Source organism: Umezawaea endophytica, assembly GCF_025061645.1.
GTDB lineage: Bacteria > Actinomycetota > Actinomycetes > Mycobacteriales > Pseudonocardiaceae > Umezawaea > Umezawaea endophytica.
Genome location: NZ_JANYMP010000030.1, coordinates 51,922 through 71,655 on the forward strand (window position 1 = coordinate 51,922; position 19,734 = coordinate 71,655).

Here is a 19,734-nt window from a genome sequence, read left to right on the forward strand (position 1 = left end):
TCGCCGGGCCCGCATTACGTTGTGTCCATGTACCCGACGGTCGCCGAAGCACTGGCACTCCCGGTGGTCCGCCGAGGCGGGCCGACGGTGGTCGCCGGGGCCTCCGGGATGCAGGGCCGGGTCCGCTGGGCGCACGTCGCCGAGGTCGCGGACATCGCCCACCTGCTGCGCGGCGGTGAACTCGTGCTGACGACCGGGCTGCTGCTGCCGTCGGACGACGCGGGCCTCACCCGGTACGTCGACGACCTCGCCGCCGTGGGCGCCGCGGGCCTCGTGGTGGAGCTGGTGCGGCGGTGGCGCGCGGAGGTCCCCGGCTCGCTCGTGGCCGCGGCCGAGAGGCACGGGCTGCCGCTCGTCACGCTCGCCCAGGAGACCCGGTTCGTGACCGTGACCGAGGCCGTCGTGGCGCTGATCGTGGACGCCCAGCTCGCCGAGCTGCGGGCCGCCGAACAGGTGCACGAGACGTTCACCGCGCTCACCGTGGCGGGCGCGGAGCCCGCCGAGGTGCTGCGCGAGGTGGCCCGGACCTCGGGTCTGCCGGTCGTGCTGGAGACGCTCGGCCACGAGGTCCTGGCCTACGACGCGGCGGGCGCGGACCCGACGGCGCTGCTCGCGGACTGGGGCCAGCGGTCCCGTTCGGTCACCGTGTCCGAGCGCACGGCCTACCACGAGGCCGCGGGCTGGCTCGTCACCGTCGTCGGCGCGCGCGGAGCCGACTGGGGCAGGCTGGTGATGGTCGCCCCGGAGGCGCCGCCGCACCGGCACGTGGTCGTCGCCGAACGCGCCGCGTCCGCGCTGGCCGTGCACCGGCTGGTGGCCCGCGACCGCGAGTCGCTGGAACGCCAGACGCACCGGACGCTGCTCGCGCAACTGCTGGGTGAGGCGCTGCCGCCAGCCGACCTGTCCGCCCGTGCCGCCGCGCTGGGCGTGCCGCTGGAACGCAGGCAGCTCGTCGGCATCGCGATCCGCCCCGGCACGTCCCCGGCGCCCGCGCAAACCCTGGCCACGCAAGAGGTCCTGCGGGACCTGGCCGAGGCCACCGCGCTGGCGGCCCGGCGCGTCACCGTGCCCGCGCTCGTCGGTGTCGTGGACGACACCAGCGTCCGCGCCCTGCTGTCCCTGCCGCCGCAGGCCGGGATCGACGGCGTGCTCCGACGGCTGGCCAAGGAGGTGCACCGCGTCGCGGCCTCGACGCAGCACGGGCTGCCGGTGGTCGTGGCCGCGGGCACGACCGTCACCGTCGTGTCCGACGTCCGGCGCAGCCTCGGCGAGGCCGTGCACATCGCGGGCGCCGCCCTCCGCTCACCCGGCACCCGCCTCTACCACCGGTTGGACGACGTCCGCCTGCACGGCCTGCTGCACCTGCTGCGCGAGGACGAACGGCTGCGCGCGTTCGCCGACCGCGAGCTGGGCCCGCTGCTGGCGCGCGACACCAACCAGGGCAGCAGGCTGGTCGAACTGCTCCGCTGCCTGTGCGAGCACGGCGGCAACAAGTCGGCCGCCGCCGCGGCGGCCCACCTGTCCCGCACGGCGTACTACCAGCAGCTCGCCCGGATCGAACAGGTGCTGGGCGTCTCTCTCGAAGACCCCGTGTCCATCCTGTCCCTGCACGTGGCGCTGCTGGTGCACGACCTCGGCTCGTGACCCGGCCGACCGTCCACACGCGACAAGCCCATGACGCAGGTGCCACTGCGCCATGGGCTTGCGGAGGTGCGGAGGTCTAGCCCAGGCCGGGCAGTGCCACCGGGAGGTTGCCGAGCTGCGAGACGAGCGGCAGTTCGCCGGTGCTCGGGAGTTGGTTCAGCGGGAGCTGGTTGAGCTGGAGCTGGTCGCCGATCGGCAGCGAGGACGCGCCGGGGAGGGACCGGCCCTGCGGCTGGCCGAAGCCGGGGAGGACCGGGGTGCTCACGTTCGGCAGCGCCTGCGAGGGGTCCGGGAGCTGCGGGGCGGGCTGCCGCGCCACGGAGGAGTCCTGCACGTCGGTCGGCGCGGGCAGCTTCACGGACCGACCGCTCGCGACCTGGCCTGCCTGGCCTGCGACGGTGCTGGTCAGCTCGGGCGCGGCACCGATCGCACCTTCCAGGCCGTCGAGGGACGGCGCGGGGGCGGCTGCGGCCACTCCGGCGAGCAGCGGCGAAGCGCCGACGGCGAGCAGAGCGGCGGCACGGAGGGAACCACGCGGGCGGGTACGAAACACAGTGTTCCTAACCTTGAGGGGACCTGAAGTGGTCCTCTTTGGCATCGGCAGGACCGCAGATGATCTATAGCCACACGATGGGGTGACACACCCGGCCGACCTCTCACCCGATCGGGAAATCCCACCGTTCTGGGGAAACCTCGGGCCGCAACGAGGAGGCCGGTGCCCGCCCGGACGGCCACTGGCCCACGGCATCGGTGGCATCGGCGAGACCGAACTGCTGCCGCGCTACGGCCACCGTGCCACGTTCCTCGGAGGCAAGCTCTACCTGGACCTCCAGCGCTACGACCCGGAACGCAGGGGCGCACCCGTTGACGCGCTCTCCTCCCTGCTGTGGATGCACGGCCTCGAAAACCCGCCGACTGAAGCCGAACGCGCCGCCCTGTTCCGCCTCCTCTCCCTCCACCCCGGCGACATCGACGTGGCGAGCACCGCCGCTCTGGCCGACCTGCCGCCCACGAGGGCGCGCAGGCTGCTCGCGGACCTGCGAGCGGCGCACCTGCTCGAACAGGGCAACCGGTTCCACGACCTGGTCCGGCTCTACGCGCTCCACTGCCTCACCGACGCTGATCTGCCCGACGAGGACGGCGAGTCGGCGTTGCGGCGCCTGGTCGCGTACTACCCGGCGGCGGCCGCCGAGCACTCCCGGACGATCAAGAACCACGTCTGCGACCCGAAGTCGCTCGCGTGGATGGACCGCAACCACGAAACCGTGCTGGTGATGGCGCTCCACAGGCACGGCTAGGGCGACGACGTCGTCCCCGTCGCCAACGCGATGCACCCGTACTTCTCGCAGCGCAAGCGCTTGGCCCCGTGGCTCGGCTTCCAGCGGATGGCCGTCGAGTCCGCTCGCGGGTTCGGCGACCGCGCGACGCTCGCCAGGCAGTTGAACCGGCTCGGCACCGTGCACCGGCACGCGCGGCAGTTCGACCAGGCCATCGCCTTCGCCGAGGAAGCGCTGCGCCTCCACGAGGAGGCGGGCGACCAGGTCGGCATCGGCTCCACCCTCATCGGACTGTCCGCGACCTACCGGCACATGGGCCGCCCGGAGCGGTCGCTCCTCTGCTGCGAGCGGTCGCTGCGGATCAGGCTGGAGATCGACGACCAGTACGGCCTGGGCATCACCCTGACCAACCTCGGCGCCACCCACCTGGCGCTCGGGGACCCGGACACGGCGATCACCCACTACCGGGCCGCGCTGGAGTCGCAGCGGCGCCACGGGTTCGAGGGCGGCGAGGCGATCACGTTGCACGAACTCGGCAAGACCCACCACGCCATGGGGAACGCGGACCTGGCCGTGGAGGACTTCCTCGCGGCGCTGCGGATCCACCGGCACCGCGACGACCGGTTCCACGCGGGGGTCACGCTCAGGGAACTGGGCACCGTCTACCGCGGACTGGGCCGGATCACCGAGGCCCACGAGGCCTACCGCGACGCGCTGGCGGCGTTCGAGGAGATCGACGACCGCTACGACGCGCACCTCGTCCGGGACCTGCTCACCCGATGAACCGGCGATCGACGTGCAACCGACAGAGTGTTCACTGATCATGGCAAGCGTGGACACTTCGACACTGCCCCCGGCGCACCCGCCATCCCAGGATTCCGGGATGGAAAGCGCGCACCGACCACGCTGTTTCACCAGCGTAACAGGGATGTGACCGATGGCCGTCGACCCCTCAGAGCCCACCACCGCGAGCCAGATCACGACGACGAAGCAGATCAGTCACCCGGATGGCCGAGTCGAGCTGCGCGACTTCTCGGGGATCTCGGAGAGCCGCTACTTCAACCCTGAACTGGCCCCGGTGCCGCTGGAGCAGCGGACCTGGACCACGTACAACTTCTTCGCCCTGTGGATGGGGATGGCGCACAACATCCCCAGCTACACGCTCGCGGCGTCGCTGATCGCGCTGGGCATGGACTGGGTCCAGGCGTTCATGACCATCACACTGGGCAACCTGATCGTGCTGGTCCCGATGCTGCTCAACAGCCACGCGGGCACGAAGTACGGCATCCCGTTCCCAGTGTTCGCCCGCGCGTTCTACGGGGTGCGCGGCGCGAACCTGGTGGCGTTGCTGAGGGCGTTCATCGCGTGCGCCTGGTTCGGCATCCAGACGTGGGTCGGCGGGCTGGCGCTGCACGTGATCGTGGGCAAGCTGGTCGGCGGCTGGTGGCTGACCGCGCCGGAGGTGCTGGGGCAGAAGTGGACGCTGTGGCTGTGCTTCCTCGGCTTCTGGGTCGTGCAGATGCTGATCATCTGGCGCGGCATGGAGGCGATCCGCAAGTTCGAGAACTGGACGGCGCCGCTGGTGTCGGTCGGCTTCCTGATCCTGCTCGCGTACGTGGCCGTGAAGGCGGGCGGCTTCGGGCCGATCCTGTCCGAGCCGTCGAAGCTGGGTTGGGGCGCGGACTTCTGGAAGGTGTTCTTCCCGTCGCTGATGGGCATGATCGCGTTCTGGTCGACGCTGTCGCTGAACATGCCGGACTTCACCCGCTTCGGCGGTAGCCAGAAGAAGCAGGTGCTCGGCCAGGTCCTCGGCCTGCCGACCACGATGTCGTTCATCGCGATCGTGGCGATCCTGACGACGTCCGGCTCCATCGCCCTGTACGGCGAGGCGATCTGGGACCCGGCGACGCTGGCGAGCCGGTTCGACAACCCGCTGGTCGTGGTCGTCGCGCTGGTGGCGCTGGTGCTCGCGACGATCTCCGCGAACCTCGCGGCGAACGTCGTCAGCCCGTCCTACGACTTCTCCAACGCCTTCCCGCGGCGCATCACGTTCGCGGTCGGCGGCCTGATCACCGGCGTGATCGGCGTGGTGATCCAGCCGTGGCGGCTGATCTCCGACCCGAGCATCTACATCTTCGCGTGGCTGGGCTTCTACGGCGGCCTGCTGGCGTCGGTGGCGGGCGTGTTCATCGCCGGGTACTGGCTGCTCGGCAAGACCCGGATCGAACTCGACGCGCTGTACATGGACGGCAAGGGGGCTTACTGGTTCTCCGGCGGGTGGAACTGGCGGGCGGTCGTGGCGACCCTCGTCGGCGGGGTCCTCGCGGTCGGCGGCGCCTACGGCGGCCCGTTCCCGACCGACGGGCTGATCCCGTTCCTCAAGCCGCTCTACGACTACAACTGGGTGGTCGGCCTGGTGGGCGGACTCGTCACCTACCTGGCACTGTCGCGGACAGCGCCCGACCGCACCAACGAGGGAGTGATCAAGTGACGAACATCGTCCGAGCCGGTCTGATCCAGTCGAGGTGGACCGGCGACAAGGAGTCGATGATCGCGAACGCGGTCGCGGCCATCGCCACCGCGGCCTCGCAGGGCGCGCAGGTGATCTGCCTCCAGGAGCTGTTCTACGGCCCGTACTTCTGCCAGGTGCAGGACGCGGACTACTACTCCTACACCGAGCAGATCCCCGACGGTCCGACGACCCGGTTGATGTGCGAGGTCGCCGAGCAGCACGGTGTCGTGCTCGTCGTGCCGATGTACGAGGAGGAGCAGCCCGGCGTCTACTACAACACCGCCGCGGTGATCGACGCGGACGGCACGTACCTGGGCAAGCACCGCAAGAACCACATCCCGCAGGTCAAGGGGTTCTGGGAGAAGTTCTACTTCAAGCCGGGCAACCTGGGCTACCCGGTGTTCGACACCGCGGTCGGCCGCATCGGCGTCTACATCTGCTACGAGCGCCACTTCCCCGAGGGCTGGCGGGCGCTGGGCCTGGCGGGCGCGAAGATCGTGTTCAACCCGTCGGCGACCAGCCGCGGCCTGTCGGAGTACCTGTGGCGGCTGGAGCAGCCCGCCGCGGCCGTGGCGAACGAGTACTTCGTCGGCACGATCAACCGCGTGGGCGTGGAACCGCTGGGCGACAACGACTTCTACGGCCAGACGTACTTCGCGGACCCGCGCGGCCAGCTCATCGGCGAGGCGGCGTCGGACACCGAGGAGGAGATCGTCGTCCGCGACCTGGACATGGACCTGCTCGCCGAGGTCCGCGACCTGTGGGCGTTCTACCGCGACCGCAGGCCGGACAGCTACGACTCGCTGGTGCAGCCGTGAGCACCCTGATCCGCGGCGGCACCGTCGTGAACGCGACGGGCGCGGTGGCCGCAGACGTGCTGGTGCAGGGCGAGAAGATCGCCGCCCTCGTCGCACCCGGCTTCGAGGTCCAGGCCGACACCGTCATCGACGCGACCGGCAAGTACGTGATCCCCGGCGGCATCGACGGCCACACGCACATGGAGATGCCGTTCGGCGGCACGTCCAGCGCGGACACCTTCGAGACCGGCACGGTCGCCGCCGCGTGGGGTGGCACGACGACGATCATCGACTTCGCCGTGCAGGCGAAGGGGACCTCGCTGCTGTCCACACTGGACAGGTGGCACGGCAAGGCGGACGGCAACTGCGCCGTCGACTACGGGTTCCACATGATCGTCAGCGACGTCAACGACACATCGCTGAAGGAGATGGAGTCCTGCATCGACGCGGGCGTGAACACGTTCAAGATGTTCATGGCCTACCCCGGCGTCTTCTACGCCACGGACGGCGAGATCCTGCGCGCCATGCAGAAGGCGCGCGAGACCGGCGCCACGATCATGATGCACGCGGAGAACGGCATCGCGATCGACCAGCTCGTCGCGCAGGCGCTCGCCAACGGCCACACCGACCCCGTCCAGCACGGCCTCACCAGGCCACCGGAACTGGAGGGCGAGGCGACGTCGCGGGCCATCGCACTGGCGAAGGTCACCGGCGCCCCGCTCTACATCGTCCACCTGTCCGCGTCCCACGCCCTCGACGCCGTCACCAAGGCGCGGGACACCGGCCAGAACGTCTTCGCCGAGACCTGCCCCCAGTACCTCTTCCTGTCGCTGGAGGACCTGGCCAAGCCGGACTTCGAGGGCGCGAAGTACGTCGCCTCTCCCCCGCTGCGCCCGAAGGAGCACCAGACCGAGCTGTGGCGCGGCCTGCGCACCAACGACCTCTCGCTGGTGTCGACCGACCACTGCCCGTTCTGCTTCAAGGACCAGAAGGAGTTGGGGCGCGGCGACTTCTCCAAGATCCCGAACGGCATGCCGGGCGTCGAGCACCGCATGGACCTCCTGCACCAGGGCGTGGTGCGCGGCGAACTCTCGCTGGAACGCTGGGTCGAGATCAGCTCCACCACCCCCGCCAGGATGTTCGGCCTCTACCCGCGCAAGGGCGTCATCGCACCGGGCGCGGACGCGGACATCGTCGTCTACGACCCGACTGCGGAGCAGACCCTCTCGGCCGCCACGCACCACATGAACGTGGACTACTCCGCCTACGAGGGCATGGAGCTGACCGGGAAGGTCGACACCGTCCTGTCACGGGGCAAGGTCGTCGTCGACGGCGCGGGCTTCCACGGCGGCGCGGGCCACGGCAGGTTCCTCGGCCGCGACCTCAACCAGTACCTCATCTAGGAAGGGCGGCGCAGTGGACTTCGGCGTAGTGCTGCAAACCGACCCGCCCGCGAGCGACGTCGTGGCGGGGATGAAAGCCGCGGAGGACAACGGTTTCGGCTACGGCTGGACCTTCGACTCGGCCGTGCTCTGGCAGGAACCGTTCGTCATCTACTCCCAGATCCTGGCCAACACGAAGAACCTCGTGGTCGGCCCGATGGTCACCAACCCGAGCACCAGGGACTGGTCGGTCACCGCCTCCCTGTTCGCCACCCTGAACGACATGTTCGGCAACCGCACGGTCTGCGGCATCGGCAGGGGCGACTCGGCGAGACGGGTCATCGGCCAACCACCGGCAACACTGGCCACCCTCGGCAAGGCCATGACGGTCATCAAGGAACTGGCCGAGGGCCGGGAGGTGGAACACCACGGCACCCCCGTCCGCATCCCCTGGGTGAAGGACGGCAAGCTGGAGATCTGGATGGCCGCCTACGGCCCGAAAGCCCTCAAGATGGTCGGCGAACAGGCGGACGGCTTCATCCTGCAAACAGCGGACCCGGACATAGCGAGATGGACCATCGGCTCGGTCAGGGACGCCGCCACAGCAGCGGGAAGGAACGCGGACGACATCACCATGTGCGTAGCCGCACCCGCCTACGTGGGCGTGGACCTGGCCCACCAACGAGACCAACTCCGCTGGTTCGGCGGCATGGTGGGCAACCACGTGGCAGACCTGGTGGCGAGGTACGGCGACTCAGGCGTGGTCCCCAAGGCCCTGACCGACTACATCAAGGGCCGAGAGGGCTACGACTACAGCCACCACGGCAAAGCAGGCAACAGGTCGACGGACTTCGTCCCGGACGAAATCGTGGACAGGTTCTGCCTAACCGGCCCACCCCAATCCCACGTGGACAAACTGCAAGAACTCAAGGACATGGGCGTAACCAACTTCGCCCTATACCTCATGCACGACGACAAGGACAAAACCTTGGCCGCCTACGGCAACGAGGTAATCCCCAACCTCTAAAACCACCAGGACCACCACCAAACCGGCACCCACACGCACCGGAAGGCACCCACACTCCCCCGGCCGCCCCGATCCCCAGCGCCCTCAGCTTCGCGCCTGGTTTGTCAAGGCATCTTTCCCGCCTTGACAAACCAGGCGCGAAGATCGAGATACTTGAGCGAGCGGGGTGCCTCTCCCCCTGGACCACGGACCCACCCAGGCCCCCAGCGCACCCAATCAAGCCCCACCGGACTCCCACCAGACCCCCACCGGCCCCCTTCACCCAGCCACAGCCCCCCGCCCAGCCAACACAGCCACCATCGCCGCCCGAGTAGGCACTTCCAACTTCACGAAAATCCTCCGCAGATGCGTGGACACCGTGTACAAACTGATCCCCAACGAAGCCGCGATCATCTTGTTCGTACACCCCATCCCCACCATCCGGGCCACCTCGAGCTCCCGAGGGCTCAACACCCCCACACCCGCCGACCCAGCGGGCGTCAACACGCACCGCACCCCCAACTCCTGCACGTCCAGCACAGGAGCCCCACCCTCGACGGGCCCCAACTCCCGCACCCGCCGCACCAACGCCCTCAACAACACCCGAACGCGCTCGTCCTGCCCCACCGCTTCCCCCACAACGCCCTCCCCGGCGTGAGTCCCCACCCCAGGAAAGCCGATCTCCAGCAGAAGCGCGTCCCCAAGACAGGTGACACCCGTTCGTAGCAACGCCCCCGCCCAGCAGGCACGCACCCCCGGTAGAACACCCCGCCCAGCAGGCACGCACCCGCGAAAAACGGATCAACGCACCGCGCGCAGCGACCCGTCCCAAGCCCCACCGAGCAACCCCGGCAGCAGATCCGCCAACTGCACCGGGTACACCGCGTCCTGCGTGGCCCGCAGCTCGTCCGCGCTCCACCAGCGGTGCTGCCGGATCGTCCGCCGTTCGACGTCGTCCCACCCCGAGGTGTCCACCTCGAACCCCTCCGACGCCGCGAGGAAGAACCACTCCTCCGCCGCGTAGCTCAGGCCGTCCAGGCTGAACACCGTGTGCCGCTTCCACACCGGACCGACCAGGTCGTCCCCGGCCAGCTCGAGTCCCGTCTCCTCGGCCACCTCGCGCACGGCCGCCGCGCGCAGCTCCTCACCGGGGTCGACACCGCCGCCCACGGTGAACCAGAACGACTCCTGCGGCCGGGCCGGGTCGTTGCCCTCGAACAGCAGCACCCGCCCGGCGCCGTCCACGAGCAGCACGCGCGCCGACGTGCGGGGCGTGAGCACGGACGACTCGGCCGCTTCCAGCGGTTCGGCGATCTCGAAGTACTCGGGCTGCGGCGCCGTGCCCGCGAGCTTGAGCCACCGGCACACCCTCCGCTTGCGCAGCGACAGCGTGTCGCGCACGGCGTCGTTGTGCACCCGCCGCGACAGCACGACCCGCTGCTCGGCGTCCGCCAACTCGGCGGCCAGCACGGGCGGCAGCGCGCTGCGGTCCAGGTCGGCCAGCAGCCCGCTCAGCTCGTTCTCCGCCGCTTCCCGTTCGGCGCGCGGCGCGCGTTCCGCCCGGTCCGCCACGTTGCGCAGCATGGTCGCCACGTCCGGGTCCAGCTCGGCCGTCACCACGGTCCTGGCCACGACGGCGCGCCGGGCCAGCGAGGCGTCCAGGCCCGCCCAGGCGGCGTCGGTGCGCACGTGCAGGCGGTCGAGGCGGTTCGCCGTGCCTAGCACCCACGGTCCGACGAGGACGGCGAGCGCGAGGACGACCAGCAGCGTCGTGACGAACCAGGAGCTGGTCACTCCTCCTCCGCCTCCCTGACGCGGCGGGGATCGGCGGCCATGGCGCTCTCGTAGACGCGCAGGACCTGATTCGCGACCACGGACCAGTCGAACGTCATCACGCGCTGCCGGGCGACCTCGACGAACTGGGCGCGGCGCCCGGTGTCGGCGAGCAGGTCGCGCAGCCCGTCGGCCAGCGCCGCGGAGTCCTCGACGGCCGTCAGCACGCCCGCCTTGCCGTCGTCCAGCACCCGGCGGAACGCGTCCAGGTCGCTGGCGGCGACGGCCGCGCCCGCGGACATGGCCTCGGTCAGGATGATCCCGAAGCTCTCACCGCCGGTGTTCGGCGCGCAGTACACGTCCACGCTGCGCAGCGCGCGCGCCTTGGTCTCGTCGTCGACCTGCCCGAGCAGCACGATCCGCTCGGCCAGCTCCGGTCCGGCGTCCTTGAGCAGTTCCTCGTCGTCGCCACGGCCGACCACGAGCAGCCGGAGGTCCGGCAGTTCGGCGGCCAGCACCCGGAACGCCTCCAGCAGCACCGGCATCCCCTTGCGGGGCTCGGTGAAGCGGCCGACGAACCCGATCGTGCCGCCCTCGCGCGGGTACCCGTCGAGCGGCTTCGCGTCGGCGAAGAACCCGACGTCCACGCCGTTGGGGATCTCGACCGCGTCGCCGCCGAGGTGCTCGACCTGCACCCGCCGCGCGAGCGCGGACACGGCGATCCGGGCGGTGATCTTCTCCACGAACGGCTGGAGGATGACCTGGAACGCGGCCAGGATCTTCGACCTCGGCGTGGAGGTGTGGAACGTGGCCACGATCGGGCCGTCCGCCACCATCAGCGCGAGGAACGAGAGGCTCGGCGCGGTCGGCTCGTGCAGGTGCAGCACGTCGAAGTCGTTGTCGGTGATCCACCGGCGCACCCGCGAGTACGACAGCGGGCCGAACGAAAGCCTTGCCACGGAACCGTTGTACGGGATGCCGACCGCCCGGCCGGCGGACGTGACGAACGCGGGCAGCGCCGTGTCCTCGTCGGCGGGGGCCAGCACGTTCACCTCGTGGCCGAGGCCGATCAGCGCGCGGGCCAGGTCGACGACGTGCGCCTGCACCCCTCCTGGGACGTCGAGGGAGTACGGGCAGACGATGCCGACCTTCACGGCGACTCCCGCCTGCGGGCGAGGGCGCGCTGCCTGCTCTCCGGCAGGTCCGACAGCCAGAGCTTCTGCACCATGTGCCAGTCGGCGGGGTGCGCGGCGATGTCCGCCGCGAAGATGTCCGCGAGCGCCTGCGTCGCCACCGGGACCTGCGCGGTGCCCGAGACCCGGATCGGCGGGTGGATGCGGAACACCCAGCCGTCCTCGGTGAACCACAGGCCGACGGGCAGCAGCGCCGCGCCCGTCGTGGCGGCCAGGTGCGCCGGACCGGCGGGCATCATCGTCTGCTCGCCGAAGAACGTGACCGGCACGCCGGTAGCCGTGAGGTCGCGGTCCGCGAGCAGGCAGACGACCTTGTTCTCCCGCAGCCTCTCCGCCAGCACCTTCGCGGGCGCGCGGTCGCCGCCGGTCAGCGGCAGCACCTCGAACCCGAGGGTCTCGCGGAAGTCGATGAACCGGCGGTACAGCGATTCGGGCTTGAGCCGCTCGGCGACCGTGGCGAACGTGCCGGAGTGGCCGACCAGCCAGACCCCGGCCATGTCCCAGTTGCCGCTGTGCGGCAGCGCGATGACCGCGCCCGACCCCTGCTCCAGCGCGGCGTCCAGGTTCTCCTGGCCGCTGACGAGCGAGTCGCACGTGGCGTAGACGGCCTTGAGGTCCATCGACGGCAGCCGGAACGCCTCCCGCCAGTACCGGGCGTAGGAGCGGAGCGACTGGCGGACCAGCTCGTCCAGCTCCTCCTCGCCCGCCTGCGGCACGACGCGGGCGAGGTTCGCCCTGAGCTGCCGGACACCCGCCCCGCCGCGGGCGGCGGCCCGGTCGGCGGCGAAGTCGAACGCGCGCCGCGCCCACTGCTCGGGCAGCACCCGGACGAGCTTCCAGCCCGCCGAGTAGCCGAGCACGGCCAGTCTCTCCCCGATGCTCATCCGACGACCTCCGTGTCGGAGCCGCGCGCCAGGAGCAGGCGCTGCACGACCGTCGCGGCGGTCAGCACCGCGCACAGCCACAGCGCCACCTCCAGGACGTACGGCACGCCGAGCCCGGACAGGCCCGCGCCCACCAGCACGATGATCAGCCGCTCCGCCCGTTCGGCGATGCCGCCGTCGGCGCTCAGGCCGGACGCCTCGGCGCGGGCCTTCACGTACGACACGACCTGGGCGGCGACGAGCGAGACCAGCGAGGCCGCGGCCGACCAGCGGTCGCCCGCGGCGAACGCGTACCAGGCGAGCGCCGCGAACAGCGCGCCGTCGGCGATCCGGTCGCAGCTCGCGTCCAGGACGGCGCCGAAGGGCGTGCCGCTGCCCTGGGCTCTCGCCATGGCACCGTCGAGCAGGTCGAACAGCACGAACGCGGTGACCGCGAGCGTGCCGACGAAGAGTTGGCCCCGTGGGAAGAACCAGAGCGTGGCGGCGACCGTGCCGATGGTGCCCAGCACGGTGACGGAGTTCGGGGTGAGCCCGAGTCGGACCAGCCACGCCCCGATGGGATCGGTGACGCGCGAGACCGAAGCGCGGGCGAAGATGTTCAGCATGAGGCTGGGACTGCACCTACCGGCGGGGACGATGTGTCCACGGCAGAGTAACCGCCCAGCTCAGCCGAGCTGCCGGTGGTCCCTGGAGATCCGGGCGAGCAGCGCCTCGAGTTGATCACCACGGGCCGCCAGCCGCTCCAGCCTGCTGTACAGCGCGACGTACTCGCGGACGTCGTGCGGGTCGGTGATGGTGGCGTTCCCGGTCAGCACGCTGATCGTCACCACGCGCTCGTCGTAGACCTGGAACCCGTGCAGCGCAACGAGGTTCGCGTCCGCCGACCACGGAACGACGCCCAGCGACACGTTCGGGCGGCGCATGGTCTGGGAGAGGTGGTCGATCTGGTCGCACATCAGGTCGGCGGACCCCATCCGCCACCGGAGGGCGCTCTCGCTGAGCAGGAAGATGAACTTCTTGTTCGGGTCGTCGAGCCGGGCGCGCCGGGCCCGCAGGGTCGTCACGGCGGAGTCCTGCTCACGACCGGGTGTCGCGGCCAGCACGACGCGGAGGTAGTTCTCGCTCTGCAACAGCGACGGGACTCCGGCGAGCTGGAAGAAGCGGCTGGTGGTGGCGCGGGCCTCGATGCGGGCCACGGTCTGCTGGTGGCGGTGCGCCCCCCGGTGCAGGACCACCCGTCTGGTTTCGGCTTCGGCGTGTAGCTGGCGGGCCAGTTCGACCAGCTCTAATCTGGTCTCCCTAGTGGCGGATAACTCTGCCACCAGGCGTTCGACGTCGATCACGGACGGCAGGAGCATCCCGTTCTCGATCTTGGAGAGCTTCGACTGGCTCATACCGGTCGCCTGCGCCGTGGCCGTACCGGTCATCCGGGCCTCGGTCCGCAGCCTGCGTAACTCCCGCGAGAGTCGATCTCGCGCGAGCCTTGAGCGCTCGGGTGCGGTCATGAATCGCACCGTATCGAGCGGGGTCGGACTTGACGATCAGCCAACCGGGTTCCGGATAGATCACCCGATTTCGGAGAGTGATCCATGACACACCTGGGAATCACTTTAAACGTCAAGCGTTGTAGTTCACTGTTCAACAAGAATCCCTACAGCCCATCACGGAGGACACCGCAATGACCACCGCCATCCAGATCCCCGGCTACATCGCCGGCACCTGGACCATCGACGCCGCTCACTCCGCCGTCTCGTTCAGCGTCCGGCACCTGATGGTCAGCAAGGTCCGGGGCAGCTTCCGCACGTTCGAGGGCACCCTGGTCACCGCGGAGAACCCCGCCGAGTCGTCCGTGACGGCCACGATCGACCTGTCCTCGATCGACACCAACAACGCGGACCGCGACAACCACATCCGCTCCGCGGACTTCTTCGAGGTCGAGAAGTACCCGACCATGACCTACCGCTCCACCGGCCTCCGCGCGGACGGCGACGACTACGTCCTCGACGGCGAGCTGGACCTGCACGGCGTCGTGAAGAGCGTCCCGCTCAAGCTGGAGCTCAACGGCTTCGGCCCGGACCCGTACGGCGGCACCCGCGTCGGCTTCTCCGCCACCACGGAGATCTCCCGCAACGACTTCGGCGTGGACATCCACATGCCGCTCGACGGCGGCGGCGTGGTCATCGGCGACAAGATCGCCATCTCCCTGGAGATCGAAGCCGTCCTCCAGTCCTGATCCACAGCCACGCCCAAAGAGGCCTCGCCGAACGGCGGGGCCTCTTTGCGTATTCCTTGATCCGCCAGAAGAGTGGATTCGCTCACTCGATCGTGGAGAGCAACTCCCGCACTTCGGCGGCCAGGATCGCCGGGCCAGAGCCGGGAAGTCTCTCGTAGACCTCCAAGCCCTTCCGCAGGCAGTCGATCGCCTCGGGCACACGACCCCAATCCCGGTACGTGATCCCCAGGTCGACGAGCGTGTCGGCTTCCCCGTTCGGATCGCCTCCCTCACGGGGGATGAGCAAGCTCTGCCGGTGGTGCTCCACCGCGTCGGCGAAGCGGCCCGCCTTCCGGTGGAGCACGCCCAGTTGGTTCAGGGTCCGCCCCTCGGCTGAGCGGAACCCCAGGCTCCGGCATATCTCGAGGTCCCTCAGGTGGCATTCGACCGCCTCGGAGAACCTCCCCAGCGCACCGAGCGCGACGGCCAGGTTGAACAGGACGGCACCCTCCTCGAACCGGCGGCCCGTTTCGGCGAAGATCAGGAGCGCTCTCCGGCAGGAGTCGATCGACGCTTGCCAGTCCCCCAGGTCGCGGTGCACCTTCCCCCCGTAGTGGAGGGCCAACCCCTCGCCGTCGAGGTCGCCCAGCTCCTGGAAGATCGCGGCGGCCTGCTGGTGACAGGCCAAGGCCTCGTCGAGGTGCCCGCTCCGGCGATGGGCCGTGCCCGAGTAGTTGAGGAGCAAGGCTTCGGATCTTCGATCGCCGAGCAGACGGGCCGCGACCTGTGCCAGGTCGTGAACGGCCAGCGCGTCGTCCCAGTGGTTCCGCAGGAACAGGTACTCGTGCATCTCCAGCGACAGTCCGACCGCGTCCGAGTAGCGGCCCGATGTGAAGGCGAGCGACACGGCGGTCACCAGGTTGGCCCGTTCGGCGTCCACCCACTTCAACGCCTCGAACCGGTCCACGAACACCGGGTGCTCCGCTGCCGGGAGCGGCGGCTCCACGAAGGTCACCGAGGCCGCGTAGTTCCAGGTCCGGTAGTGGTCGAGCAGGCGGACCACGGCGGCTTCCCGTTCCGGATCCTTCGCGGCCGCCTCCGCGGCGTACAGCCGCAACAGGTCGTGCATGCGCCAACGCCCGGAGGCGGAGCCGGGTTGCAGGAGGTTGGCGCGCACCAGCTCACGCACCGGCCGCTTCACCTCCGACACCTCGGAGCCCACCAGCGCGGCCACCGCGTCGACACCGATCTCCGGGCCGGGGTTCACGGCGATCAAGCGGAACAGCCGGGCGTGCGAGTCCTCCAGGTGCCGGTACGACAGGTCGAAGGCCGCGCGAACCGCCAGGCTCCCGCTGTAGTGCAGCTCCTCCAGCCGCCTGTGGTCCTCGGCCAGGTCGTTCGCCATCTCCGCCACGGATCGCGCCGGATCCGACGCCAACAGCGCGGCGGCCACCCGGATCGCCAACGGCAAACCCCCGCACAACCGCACGAGGACGTCGGCCGAGCCCGGATCGTCACGCACCCGACCGTCGTCCGGGTCGCTGGTGGCCAGTTCGTCGGCGAGCATCGCCACCGCTTCGGGGAACGGCAGCACGTCCAGGTCGAACAACCGGGCTCCTTCGAGGTCGGCCAGCCGATGACGACTGGTGATCACCACCCGGTGCTCGGCGGTGCCCGGCAACAACGGCCGCACCTGGTCCACGCTCGACGCGTTGTCGGCGAGGATCAACGTCCGCTCCCGCTCGGCCAGCACCGACCGCCACAACCGCGCCCGGTCCTCGGCGTCCGCGGGTACGTGCTGGCCCGTAACGCCCAACGCGCCGAGCAGGCTGGCCAACGCGGCCGACGCCGACACGCGTTCACCCGGCAAGTCGTAGCCTCGCATGTTGACCATGACCACGCCGCCGGGGAACCACCCTTCGTGCAGGGCGGTTCGAGCGGCACGAACGGCGAGAGCCGTCTTGCCGATGCCCGCGAGCCCTCCCAGGGACCACACGACGACGGTCTGCTCGGAAACCACCGGGCGGAGCGCGGCGATCAACAGCGCCAGTTCCCGCTCCCGCCCCACGAACACCGGCTGCGCGGGCAGGCCTGCCACCGCCACTGGTGGCGCGGGAGGGAGGGACAGCGTGATGTCGCGCCCCTGCACGACGTTGCCGAATAACTTGCCGGAGAAGGCGTTGTGCGTCACCCCAGCAGTCTCACCTGCTGGGGTGACGGCACTAACGCAATAGTGCAGACAGCCGGAGTGACTACTCCGCCGCCTCCCACGCGTCCGCCAGCATCTGCCGGGTCTCGCCCAGCAACTGCGGCAGGACCTTCGTCTGCGCCACCACCGGCATGAAGTTCGCGTCGCCGCCCCACCGGGGCACGACGTGCTGGTGCAGGTGGGCGGCGATGCCTGCTCCCGCCACGACCCCCTGGTTCATCCCGATGTTGAACCCGTGCGGTGCCGCGGCGTGCCGGATCACGCGCATCGCCTTCTGGGTGAACTCCGCGAACTCCACCGTCTCCTCGGCCGTCAGGTCCGTGTAGTCCGGCAGGTGCCGGTACGGCAGCACCATCAGGTGGCCGGGGTTGTACGGGTACAGGTTCAGCACCGCGAAGACCGACTCGCCGCGGGCCACGATGAGGCCGTCCGCGTCGGACAGGTCGACCACCAGGCAGAACGGGCAGCCCGCGGGTTCGCTGCCGACGGGCTTGCCCTCGCCCTTGATGTAGGACATGCGGTGCGGGGTCCACAGGCGCTGCAACGCGTCGTGGACCCCGACCCCTGCCTGTTCCTCCAGTTCGGAGCTCACTGGACGGACTCGGCGGTCGGCGAGGAGTTCTCCCGCCGGGCGACCCAGTCCACGATGGTGTCGACGGCCTTCTCCACGGGCACGCCGTTGACCTGCGTGCCGTCGCGGAAGCGGAACGACACGGCGCCGGACTCGACGTCGTTGCCGCCCGCGACGAGCATGAACGGCACCTTCTGCATGGTGTGGGTGCGGATCTTCTTCTGCATCCGGTCGTCCGACGCGTCGACGTCGACGCGGATGCCGCGGGCGCGCAGGGCGTCGCGCACGGCCAGCAGGTGGTCGACGTGCTCGTCGGCGATCGGGATGCCGACGACCTGCACGGGGGCCAGCCACGCCGGGAACGCGCCCGCGTAGTGCTCGGTCAGCACGCCGAAGAAGCGCTCCACCGAGCCGAATAGGGCGCGGTGGATCATGACCGGGCGCTGGCGGGTGCCGTCGTTGGCCGAGTACTCCAGCTCGAACCGCTCCGGCAGGTTGAAGTCCAACTGGATCGTGGACATCTGCCACGTGCGGCCGAGCGCGTCCTTGGCCTGCACGGAGATCTTCGGGCCGTAGAACGCGGCGCCACCGGGGTCGGGCACGAGTTCGAGGCCCGAGGACTCGGCGGCTTCGCGCAGCGCCTCGGTCGCCGTCTCCCACACCTCGTCGGAGCCGACGGACTTCTCCGGGTTGCGCGTCGACAGCTCCAGGTAGAAGTCGTCGAGGCCGTAGTCCTTGAGCAGCCCGAGCACGAACGACAGCAGCGACTTCAGCTCGTCCTGGACCTGGTCGGGCGTGCAGAAGATGTGCGCGTCGTCCTGCGTCATGCCGCGCACACGCGTCAGGCCGTGGACCACACCGGACTTCTCGTACCGGTACACCGAGCCGAACTCGAACATCCGCAGCGGCAGCTCGCGGTACGACCGCCCGCGCGACCGGAAGATCAGGTCGTGGAACGGGCAGTTCATCGGCTTGAGGTAGTAGTCCTGGCCGGGCTTGCGGACCGTGCCGTCCTCGTTGTACTCGGCGTCGAGCTGCATCGCCGGGTACATGCCGTCCTTGTACCAGTCGAGGTGGCCGGACGTCTCGAACAGCGAGCTCTTGGTGATGTGCGGCGAGTAGACGAACTCGTAGCCCGCCTCGGTGTGCCGCTGCCGCGAGTAGTTCTCCATCTCCTGCCGGATGATCCCGCCCTTGGGGTGGAACACCGCCAGACCGGAGCCGATCTCGTCCGGGAAGCTGAACAGGTCGAGCTCGACGCCCAGCTTGCGGTGGTCGCGGCGCTCGGCCTCGGCCAGCAGCTCCAGGTGCGCGTCCAGCGCCTCCTGCGACTCCCACGCCGTGCCGTAGATGCGCTGGAGCTGCGGGTTCTTGTCGTTGCCGCGCCAGTACGCCGCGGCGACGCGGCTCAGCTTGAACGCCGGGATGTGCTTGGTCGTCGGCACGTGCGGACCGCGGCACAGGTCGCCCCAGATCCGGTCGCCGGAGCGCGGGTCCAGGTTGTCGTAGATCGTCAGCTCGCCGCCGCCGACCTCCATGACCTCGGCGGTGTCCACGTCCGACTTGATGTCGACCAGTTCCAGCTTGAACGGCTCGGCGGCCAGCTCGGCCTTCGCGGCGTCGACCGAGTCGACCACGCGGCGGGAGAACCGCTGCGAGCCCTTCACGATCTGCTTCATCCGCTTCTCCAGCGCGGTCAGGTCCTCGGGCGTGAACGGCTTCTCGACCTGGAAGTCGTAGTAGAAGCCGTCCTTGACCGGCGGGCCGATGCCGAGCTTGGCGTCCGGGAACTGCTGCTGCACGGCCTGGGCCAGCACGTGCGCCGTCGAGTGCCGGATGACGGCGCGGCCGTCGTCGGTGTTGGCCGCGACGGCCTCGACCTCGACGTCCACCTGCGGCACCCAGGAGAGGTCGCGGAGGTGACCTTCGGCATCGCGGACGACCACGATCGCGTCCGGCCCCTTCCCGGGGAGGTCGGCCGCGCGCACCGCCGCCCCCGCGGTAGTCCCCGACGGCACCACCACGCGCGGTGGGGTGACGGCGGCTGCGGGACGCGACTCGGGCACGGTGACTCCTAGGTGGGTGAATAGGGGGCGAACCAGATCAGATGTTATCGGTGCGCGGCGCACCACCGGGCGTGGCCCGCGTCGGGTGGGACGGGGGTCGACTCGTCGGTGAGGGCTCGGACGATGGCCACGTGGTCGAGGGAACCGCGTCGACGCCCTCCCTGTCGCGCCATTTACGCCCTTCAGACGAGCGACAGGTTCCGCTCAG

Annotated in this window: 18 protein-coding genes; 8 read left to right on the top strand and 10 right to left on the bottom strand. The window is 70.0% G+C overall.

All coding sequences use genetic code 11. From position 1 onward, the window contains the following. Positions 1-27: 27 nt before the first annotated feature. Positions 28-1,644: a PucR family transcriptional regulator gene (locus tag NZH93_RS40760; protein WP_259628675.1), complete on the top strand. Its 1,617-nt coding sequence runs from the start codon at positions 28-30 to the stop codon at positions 1,642-1,644. A gap of 76 nt (positions 1,645-1,720) precedes the next feature. On the opposite strand, the gene NZH93_RS40765 is transcribed toward NZH93_RS40760, so the two are convergent. Continuing rightward, the gene (locus tag NZH93_RS40765; protein ID WP_259628676.1) at positions 1,721-2,197 is read right to left on the bottom strand and encodes a hypothetical protein; all 477 of its coding nucleotides are present in this window, start codon (positions 2,195-2,197) and stop codon (positions 1,721-1,723) included. Positions 2,198-2,279: 82 nt separating this feature from the next. On the opposite strand from NZH93_RS40765, the gene NZH93_RS40770 reads away from it, so the two are divergent. From NZH93_RS40770 to NZH93_RS40795, 6 genes are all read left to right on the top strand, one after another. Continuing rightward, positions 2,280-2,942: a hypothetical protein gene (locus NZH93_RS40770; RefSeq protein ID WP_259628677.1), complete on the top strand. Its 663-nt coding sequence runs from the start codon at positions 2,280-2,282 to the stop codon at positions 2,940-2,942. Positions 2,943-2,972: 30 nt separating this feature from the next. Beyond that, a complete protein-coding gene (locus NZH93_RS40775) occupies positions 2,973-3,704 on the top strand; it encodes a tetratricopeptide repeat protein (protein WP_259628678.1) in 732 nt (243 codons plus the stop codon). 154 nt (positions 3,705-3,858) lie between these two features. Further along, positions 3,859-5,412 (top strand): NCS1 family nucleobase:cation symporter-1, encoded by a 1,554-nt coding sequence (locus tag NZH93_RS40780; RefSeq protein WP_259628679.1) that lies wholly within the window; start codon positions 3,859-3,861, stop codon positions 5,410-5,412. Further along, a complete protein-coding gene (locus tag NZH93_RS40785; protein ID WP_259628680.1) occupies positions 5,409-6,251 on the top strand; it encodes a nitrilase-related carbon-nitrogen hydrolase in 843 nt (280 codons plus the stop codon). The genes NZH93_RS40780 and NZH93_RS40785 overlap by 4 nt, the downstream gene beginning before the upstream one ends. Beyond that, positions 6,248-7,633, top strand: coding sequence for a dihydropyrimidinase (gene hydA / locus NZH93_RS40790; RefSeq protein ID WP_259628681.1), 1,386 nt, complete (start codon positions 6,248-6,250; stop codon positions 7,631-7,633). Before NZH93_RS40785 ends, hydA begins: the two co-directional genes overlap by 4 nt. A 13-nt stretch (positions 7,634-7,646) precedes the next feature. Next, positions 7,647-8,639: a TIGR03842 family LLM class F420-dependent oxidoreductase gene (locus NZH93_RS40795; RefSeq protein WP_259628682.1), complete on the top strand. Its 993-nt coding sequence runs from the start codon at positions 7,647-7,649 to the stop codon at positions 8,637-8,639. Between the two features lie 258 nt (positions 8,640-8,897). On the opposite strand, the gene NZH93_RS51045 is transcribed toward NZH93_RS40795, so the two are convergent. Genes NZH93_RS51045 through NZH93_RS40825 form a run of 6 tightly spaced genes read right to left on the bottom strand, consistent with a single transcriptional unit; the run spans position 8,898 to position 13,973 of the window. Further along, a complete protein-coding gene (locus NZH93_RS51045; RefSeq protein WP_308214298.1) occupies positions 8,898-9,401 on the bottom strand; it encodes a LuxR C-terminal-related transcriptional regulator in 504 nt (167 codons plus the stop codon). An 18-nt stretch (positions 9,402-9,419) separates the two neighbouring features. Beyond that, the gene (locus NZH93_RS40805; protein WP_259628683.1) at positions 9,420-10,412 is read right to left on the bottom strand and encodes an NUDIX hydrolase; all 993 of its coding nucleotides are present in this window, start codon (positions 10,410-10,412) and stop codon (positions 9,420-9,422) included. Next, a complete protein-coding gene (locus tag NZH93_RS40810; protein WP_259628684.1) occupies positions 10,409-11,545 on the bottom strand; it encodes a glycosyltransferase family 4 protein in 1,137 nt (378 codons plus the stop codon). Before NZH93_RS40810 ends, NZH93_RS40805 begins: the two co-directional genes overlap by 4 nt. Further along, the gene (locus tag NZH93_RS40815) at positions 11,542-12,468 is read right to left on the bottom strand and encodes a phosphatidylinositol mannoside acyltransferase (RefSeq protein ID WP_259628685.1); all 927 of its coding nucleotides are present in this window, start codon (positions 12,466-12,468) and stop codon (positions 11,542-11,544) included. The genes NZH93_RS40810 and NZH93_RS40815 overlap by 4 nt, the downstream gene beginning before the upstream one ends. Beyond that, positions 12,465-13,073, bottom strand: a complete 609-nt coding sequence (gene pgsA / locus NZH93_RS40820; RefSeq protein WP_259628686.1) for a phosphatidylinositol phosphate synthase — start codon at positions 13,071-13,073, stop codon at positions 12,465-12,467. Before pgsA ends, NZH93_RS40815 begins: the two co-directional genes overlap by 4 nt. 60 nt (positions 13,074-13,133) lie before the next feature. Continuing rightward, positions 13,134-13,973: a helix-turn-helix domain-containing protein gene (locus NZH93_RS40825; protein ID WP_259628687.1), complete on the bottom strand. Its 840-nt coding sequence runs from the start codon at positions 13,971-13,973 to the stop codon at positions 13,134-13,136. 173 nt (positions 13,974-14,146) lie between these two features. Here NZH93_RS40825 and NZH93_RS40830 point away from each other — a divergent pair, with 173 nt between their 5' ends. Continuing rightward, positions 14,147-14,701 carry a YceI family protein gene (locus NZH93_RS40830; protein WP_259628688.1) on the top strand — a complete coding sequence of 185 codons (555 nt, stop codon included), beginning with the start codon at positions 14,147-14,149 and terminating at the stop codon, positions 14,699-14,701. An 82-nt stretch (positions 14,702-14,783) separates the two neighbouring features. Here the strand turns inward: NZH93_RS40830 and NZH93_RS40835 are convergent, their stop codons facing one another. The 3 genes from NZH93_RS40835 to thrS form a co-directional block, all read right to left on the bottom strand. After that, positions 14,784-16,871, bottom strand: a complete 2,088-nt coding sequence (locus tag NZH93_RS40835) for an ATP-binding protein (RefSeq protein WP_259628689.1) — start codon at positions 16,869-16,871, stop codon at positions 14,784-14,786. Between the two features lie 61 nt (positions 16,872-16,932). After that, positions 16,933-17,481 (bottom strand): HIT family protein, encoded by a 549-nt coding sequence (locus NZH93_RS40840; RefSeq protein WP_259628690.1) that lies wholly within the window; start codon positions 17,479-17,481, stop codon positions 16,933-16,935. Then, positions 17,478-19,484 (bottom strand): threonine--tRNA ligase, encoded by a 2,007-nt coding sequence (gene thrS / locus NZH93_RS40845; protein ID WP_372506985.1) that lies wholly within the window; start codon positions 19,482-19,484, stop codon positions 17,478-17,480. The genes NZH93_RS40840 and thrS overlap by 4 nt, the downstream gene beginning before the upstream one ends. Positions 19,485-19,734 lie beyond the last annotated feature (250 nt).